This is a genomic window from bacterium (assembly GCA_016124905.1).
Taxonomy (GTDB): domain Bacteria; phylum Pseudomonadota; class Alphaproteobacteria; order Rickettsiales; family RI-342; genus RI-342.
Map to the genome: position 1 here is coordinate 21,198 of WGMV01000022.1, position 6,003 is coordinate 27,200.

Below are 6,003 nucleotides of genomic sequence, written 5' to 3' on the forward strand. Positions count from 1 at the left end.
TTTAGCGTTTGTCTGGCAAGGCGACGATTTCGGCCATGCCGTCGGCATCGCTTGGCAGCACGCCCAGGCGACGGGCGACTTCGTGATAGGCTTCGGCGACGCCGCCCATATCGTGACGGAAGCGGTCCTTGTCCATTTTTTCATTAGTCTCGAAGTCCCACAGGCGGCAGGAATCGGGGCTGATTTCATCGGCCAGCAGAATCTGCAGCTGATTATTCTCCACGCGGCGGCCAAACTCGATTTTGAAATCGATCAGGCGGATGCCGATGCCGCTGAAGAGGCCGCACAGGAAATCATTGATGCGAAGCGCCATCATGCGCATCTCATCCAGCTCATAAGGATCGGCCCAGCCGAAGCACAGGATGTGTTCTTCGGTCACCATGGGGTCGCCAAGATCATCTTTCTTGTAGCAGAATTCAATGAGCGGGCGTGCCAGGCGGGTGCCTTCCTCGATCTTCAGCAAACGGGAAAGGGAGCCCGCGGCATAATTGCGCACGATGACTTCCAGCGGGATGATCTCCACGGCGCGCACCAGCTGTTCGCGCAGGTTGATGCTGCGGATGAAATGGGTCGGGATGCCGATGTCGTTCAAGCGCGACATGATGCGCTCGGAAATGCGGTTATTCAGCACGCCCTTGCCGTTGATGGTGGCTTTCTTCTTGTTGTTAAAGGCGGTTGCGTCGTCCTTGAAATACTGGATGAGGGTTCCGGGATCGGGGCCTTCAAACAGGATCTTGGCTTTACCCTCATAGAGCATTTTGCGGCGGGACATGTCGTTTTTCCTGGTGAGACGCATGGTTTTTCTCAGTTGAAGGGGGGAGTTTTGCAACCTAAGCCCGGGTTTGGCAAGAAAATTAACGTTGCCGAGCCAGGTGCCATCCGATAGGAAACAAGCAGAAACAAGAGGGAAAGACCAATGAGCGCGTTGTTTGAAGATCGGGAACGGGGTTACGAAAACAAATTCGCCCATGAACAGGAAGTCATGTTTAAAATTCAGGCGCGGGCCAATAAGCTGTTCGGCAAATGGGCCGCCATGCAGATGCAGCTAAACACCGGCGACGCGGGCGAATATGCCTTGGCCGTGGTGGAAGCGGGCCTGAAGCAATCCGGTGAATGGGACGTGATTGCCAAGGTTGGGTATGACCTCAAGCGCAAGGGCATGAATGTTTCCGAAACGGAACTGAAAGACCGCTACCGTCAGCTTTATGCGGAAGCCGACCAACAGATAAAGAGCGAATAATCTTCGCCTGAACCGGTGCGCTAGGCGCGCACCAGCGCTTCATAGGCCGCCATCAGGTCTTTCACAACCGGGCCCACCGTGAAGGTGTAGGTGTCGTCCACCGAGCCGACCGGCTCGACTTCCGCCGCGGTGCCGGTGACGAACATTTCCTGCGTGTTGGCGAGCTCTTCGGGCTTGATGTGGCGTTCCACCACTTTGTACCCTTTCTCGCGTGCCAGATCGATGACCGTCAGGCGGGTGATGCCGTTTAAGAAGCAATCCGGCGTGGGGGTGTGGATTTCGCCATTCTGCACCAGAAAGATGTTGGCGCCGGTCAGCTCGGCCAGGTAGCCGCGGTAATCCAGCATCAGGGCATCGTCGTAGCCGGCGCGTTCGGCGGCATGTTTGGACATGGTGCAGATCATGTAAAGACCGGCCGCCTTGCTGGCGGTCGGGGCCGTATCCGGCGCCGGGCGACGCCAGGGCGCCGTTTGCAGGCGGAGGCCTTTTTCCCTGGTATCCGCATTATGATAATTGGGCCATTGCCAGCAGGCGATGGCAACATGGGTGGTGGTTTTCTGGGCGGAAATGGCCATCATCTCGCTGCCTCGCCAGGCAACGGGGCGGATGTAGCAATCCTTCAGCTTCATCTGGTCCATCACGTCGATAGTGGCGCGGGAGAGGGTATCGACCGTATAGGGGATTTTGAAGTCGAGCAGTTCGGCAGAACGCAGGAAGCGCTCGTAATGTTCCTTCATCTTGAACACTTTGCCATTGTAGGCGCGCACGCCCTCAAACACCGAGCTTGCATAATGCAGGCCATGGTTCAGCACGTGAATTTTGGCCTCTTTCCAGGGGACCACCTTGCCATCCATCCAGATGACACCTTCGCGCTGATCGAACGGTATGAGATCGGCCATAAATACTCCGCTAAAAGACGATGTTCCGGCTTAACAACAGTGGCGGTGAGCGTCAATAGCGCTTTCCCAGAATATGGGCGCTATAATTTTTTGGTGCATTGACGCTATATATGGATTAAATACTAAATTTGGTAGGCTACGGCCAAATAGTTAAATAAATCTTGTGGCGCTTTGGGGCTTGTGACGCAAAAAAAGGGGCAGATCAAAAGGCTGGGCAGATGCGCGCTTGCCGTGGCATTGCTGGCTAGCTGTGCCCCCGGTCAGAAAGCGTCGGATTATTTCCCTCAGCATGATTATGCCGACCGGTATGGCGAGCTTTCGCGCAAGGAAATCAAAGATAATCTGCTGGCAAAGCCCGAAGCGAAAAACGCACCCCCCGCCAGCGAAACCGCGCCCCCCGTGCCGGAGGTTTCGCAATTGCTGGTGGCGCCGCGCCCGCAGGAATCACAAAGCGACCAGCTTGTTTCCATTGCCGTGACGGAAGATGTGCCGCTGCGCGATGTGTTTATTGAGCTGGCCCGCCTGGCCAATCTCAGCCTGCAAATGGATTCCTCCATCAGCGGCGGGGTTGTTTATCGCGCCAAGGACAGGCCCTTGAACGAGGTGGTTCAGGAAATCACCGATATGGCGGGGCTGCGGTATGAGATTGTTGGTAAGTCGTTGAAGGTTGAGCGCGACACACCCGTACTGCGAAATTACGAGCTGGATTTCCTCAATATCGACCGCACGGCATCCGGCGGCGTGACGCTTAACACCAACGTGCTTTCCTCCAGCGTTGGCGGCAGTGGCGGCGGCAGCAGCGGCGGTGGTGGAAGTGGCGGCGGCGGTGGCGGCGGCGGTGGCGGTGGCAGCGGGCTGAACAGCGGTTCGCAGGCCTCGGTTAAAACCGATAATAAAAGCGATTTATGGGCGCAGTTTGAAGCGGCCATCAAGGCCATTGTCGATAGCGGCTCCGGCCAGGGCGCGGCCGCGTCGGCCCCTGCTGCGGCCGCCGATGCAGCCACGGGTGGAGCGACAGGCGGCAGCAGCGGCCCCAATGACAGCAAACCGTTTTATGTGATGAACAGGGAAGCCGGAATGTTGACGGTTTTCGGCGGTGAACGCCAGCAGGCCAAAATCAAAAACTTTATCAAGGAACTGACGCAGAAAGCGGCATCCCAGGTGTTGATAGAGGCGAAAATCGTTGAGGTGGGGCTTAACGATAAATACCGCAGCGGTATCGACTGGGGATCCCTGATGCTGGATCGCCTGAAATTCGATTTTGATGTGGTTTCCACCACGGCAACAACCTTCGATAACAGCAATGTTCTGACGTTGCGTGCCAGAAATAAAAAGAACAACAGCCTGGAAGGCGCTATTCAGCTGGTGGAGCAGTTTGGCGAGACGCGCACCCTTTCCAGCCCGCGTCTGCATGCGATGAACAACCAGCAGGCGGTGATGACATTCGCTGAAAACCGCGTGTATTTTCAGCTGGATATTCAACGCGAGCGCGACACAAGCACGGGCGGCACCGGCAATGAACTGCTGACGGTGGACAGCACACCCGTGACCGTTCCGATCGGTCTGATTCTGACGCTTATTCCGTCCATCAACGAGAAATCGCAGGAGGTGACCCTGAATCTGCGGCCCACCCTCTCACGCGTGGTGGATGAAGTGAAAGACCCGGCCGTGGGCTTTTTGCTGAGCCAGAGCGGCAATACCAGCAACACATCGCTCGATAACATCATTCCCGTAGTGGAAGTGCGCGAGATGGACACGATCATGAAGCTCAACAGCGGCGACATCATGGTGATGGGTGGGCTGATGCAGGAGCGCCATGTGAATGACGATATGGGCGTGCCGTTTGTTTCCGGCGTTCCCTGGATCGGTAATCTGTTTAAAAAAACCACCAAGGATACCGAAACGGTGGAGATGGTCATTTTCATCAAAGCCACCATTGTGCCGACCAGCGGCAAGGTGGATGCGCATGACATCGATATCTACAAGAAATTCACCAACGATCCCCGCCCCCTGACATTCTAGCACCCTGCTTATGGACGAGATTTTCCGCTATGTGCTGCTGATTGCCCGACGTGACCGCGTTGTCTGGTCATTGGTGGCCATGATGCTGATGCTGGCGGTGGCATGCCTGGTGCTGGGGCACGGGGTGATGGTGGAAGAAGAACAGGCGACCACGGTATTTCTGTCCGGCGGGCTTCGCCTTTTGCTGGTGATGGGGCTCACGTTGTTTACGGCAACCCAGTTGCGGCATATGGACCATAGCCGCGAACTGGCCGTGTTTATTTCCCGCCCCATCACGCGGGGGCAGTTTCTGCTTGGGTTTTATGCGGCGCTTGGCGTGTTTGCCATGGGGCTGAGCGTGGTTGCCGCGTTGCTGGTGAAGCTTGTGGGCGTGCCGGATGCGCAAGGGCTGGCGGTATGGGGGGCGACGCTGGCGGGCGAGTTGTTGATTATCGCCGCCGTGGCGATGGCGTTTGGCCTTATGCTGAAAAGCCCGGTGGTTTCCGCGCTGGCCACGCTTGGCTATTATTTCATGGCGCGGATGATGTCGTTGTTCGTCATGACACAGGCGTCCAGCCTGGCGAAAACCCATACGGCCATCGACCTGGTGGCGGACTGGGTGATCAAGATCGGCAGCTATCTGGTTCCGCGGCTTGACCGTTTCTCGCAGAGCGAATGGCTGATCTATAGTGTTCCGCAGACGCTGGAGCGCGGCCTTATCTATGGGCAGATGCTGTTATTTTCCGCCCTGTTCCTGGTGGTGGCCTGGCTCGATTTCAGCCGGAAGGAATGCTAGGCCTCAGGCCTCGGTATCCAGGCTGTTGCTGTCGGTTGAGGCGGGGGCTTTGCTGACCACCACCAGCGCGGGGCGAAGCAGGCGGTCATTCAACACATAGCCGCACTGAATCACCTGCATGACGGTGCCCGGTTCATGCCCCGGCATTTCCACCTGAGACACGGCCTGATGGTAGGCGTGATCGAATTTCTGCCCCATCGGGTCCACCCGGTGGAGGCCGTGTTTCTCAAAGGTGGCCTGCATTTCATTCAAGGTCAGGTCCACCCCCTGAGCGAGCGTGGCCATCAGATCGGCACCCTGGCGGGCTTCCGGCGGAATGGCCTGGGCGGCGCGCGCGAGATTTTCAAATACGCTGACCAGATCGCGTGCAAAGCCGCTGATGGCGTATTTGGCCGTGTCTTCCCGCTCGCGTTCGGCGCGTTTGCGGGTGTTGTCGGCTTCGGCCAGCGCGCGCAGCAGTTGGTTCTTCATTTCCGCCAGCTCGGCTTGCAGGGCGTCCTGGCCGTCGTCGGATGCTGACGCTTCGTCATCGGGCAATTCCCGGTTTTCTGAAAGCTGATCCTCGTTCGGTTCTTCCGAGGGAATGTTTTGCTGTGGTTTCATGTCGTTTCTCATTGCTTGCGGCAGTGCTCATTTCGAGGTAGGCCACTTAAGCACGGTTTTCAAGGGGGAAAGCGGATGAAAGCGATAAGCGCGGTGGACAATGTAACACGCCATTCCGGCCGGGAGGCAGGGGAATTGCGGGCCGTGACCCTTGAGCCGGGGGTGAGCCGCTATGCTGAAGGAAGCTGCCTGGTGTCGTTTGGACACACCAAGGTGATGGTGACGGCTAGCATTGAGGAGTCCGTTCCGTCTTTCATGCGCGGCAAGGGCGAGGGATGGATTACGGCGGAATATGGCATGCTGCCGCGGTCTACCCATACGCGCAGCGGCCGGGAAGCCGCCAAGGGCAAGCAAACGGGGCGTACACAGGAAATCCAGCGACTTATCGGGCGTTCCATTCGCGCGGCGGTGGATATGAGGGCTATGGGCGAATGCAGCATTCTGCTGGATTGTGACGTGCTGCA

The 6,003-nt window shown here is 57.5% G+C and carries 7 protein-coding genes; 4 read left to right on the plus strand and 3 right to left on the minus strand.

All coding sequences use genetic code 11. The features are described from left to right. Nucleotide 1: 1 nt before the first annotated feature. On the minus strand, nucleotides 2-772 hold the full coding sequence (locus GC177_06420; protein ID MBI1275589.1) for a phosphoribosylaminoimidazolesuccinocarboxamide synthase: 771 nt from the start codon (nucleotides 770-772) through the stop codon (nucleotides 2-4). A gap of 144 nt (nucleotides 773-916) precedes the next feature. Here GC177_06420 and GC177_06425 point away from each other — a divergent pair, with 144 nt between their 5' ends. Further along, nucleotides 917-1,240 carry a DUF1476 family protein gene (locus GC177_06425; protein MBI1275590.1) on the plus strand — a complete coding sequence of 108 codons (324 nt, stop codon included), beginning with the start codon at nucleotides 917-919 and terminating at the stop codon, nucleotides 1,238-1,240. A gap of 20 nt (nucleotides 1,241-1,260) precedes the next feature. Here the strand turns inward: GC177_06425 and GC177_06430 are convergent, their stop codons facing one another. Beyond that, nucleotides 1,261-2,139: a branched-chain amino acid aminotransferase gene (locus tag GC177_06430; protein MBI1275591.1), complete on the minus strand. Its 879-nt coding sequence runs from the start codon at nucleotides 2,137-2,139 to the stop codon at nucleotides 1,261-1,263. 180 nt (nucleotides 2,140-2,319) lie between these two features. Here GC177_06430 and GC177_06435 point away from each other — a divergent pair, with 180 nt between their 5' ends. Together GC177_06435 and GC177_06440 are read left to right on the plus strand one after the other, a co-directional pair. Beyond that, nucleotides 2,320-4,161, plus strand: a complete 1,842-nt coding sequence (locus GC177_06435; GenBank protein ID MBI1275592.1) for a hypothetical protein — start codon at nucleotides 2,320-2,322, stop codon at nucleotides 4,159-4,161. A 10-nt stretch (nucleotides 4,162-4,171) separates the two neighbouring features. Beyond that, entirely contained in the window at nucleotides 4,172-4,936 is a 765-nt protein-coding gene (locus tag GC177_06440; protein ID MBI1275593.1) for a hypothetical protein, read from the plus strand. A 3-nt stretch (nucleotides 4,937-4,939) separates the two neighbouring features. On the opposite strand, the gene grpE is transcribed toward GC177_06440, so the two are convergent. Continuing rightward, nucleotides 4,940-5,551: a nucleotide exchange factor GrpE gene (gene grpE / locus GC177_06445; protein ID MBI1275594.1), complete on the minus strand. Its 612-nt coding sequence runs from the start codon at nucleotides 5,549-5,551 to the stop codon at nucleotides 4,940-4,942. 63 nt (nucleotides 5,552-5,614) lie between these two features. On the opposite strand from grpE, the gene rph reads away from it, so the two are divergent. Continuing rightward, a partial coding sequence (gene rph, locus GC177_06450) for a ribonuclease PH (protein MBI1275595.1) occupies nucleotides 5,615-6,003 on the plus strand: 389 nt, incomplete at its 3' end.

Excerpts from the sequence above, each read along its gene's own strand:
- GC177_06420 (MBI1275589.1), bottom strand. The coding sequence starts at position 772 with ATGTCCCGCCGCAAAATGCTCTATGAGGGTAAAGCCAAGATCCTGTTT.
- GC177_06425 (MBI1275590.1), top strand. The coding sequence starts at position 917 with ATGAGCGCGTTGTTTGAAGATCGGGAACGGGGTTACGAAAACAAATTC.
- GC177_06430 (MBI1275591.1), bottom strand. The coding sequence starts at position 2,139 with ATGGCCGATCTCATACCGTTCGATCAGCGCGAAGGTGTCATCTGGATG.
- GC177_06440 (MBI1275593.1), top strand. The coding sequence starts at position 4,172 with ATGGACGAGATTTTCCGCTATGTGCTGCTGATTGCCCGACGTGACCGC.
- grpE (MBI1275594.1), bottom strand. The coding sequence starts at position 5,551 with ATGAGAAACGACATGAAACCACAGCAAAACATTCCCTCGGAAGAACCG.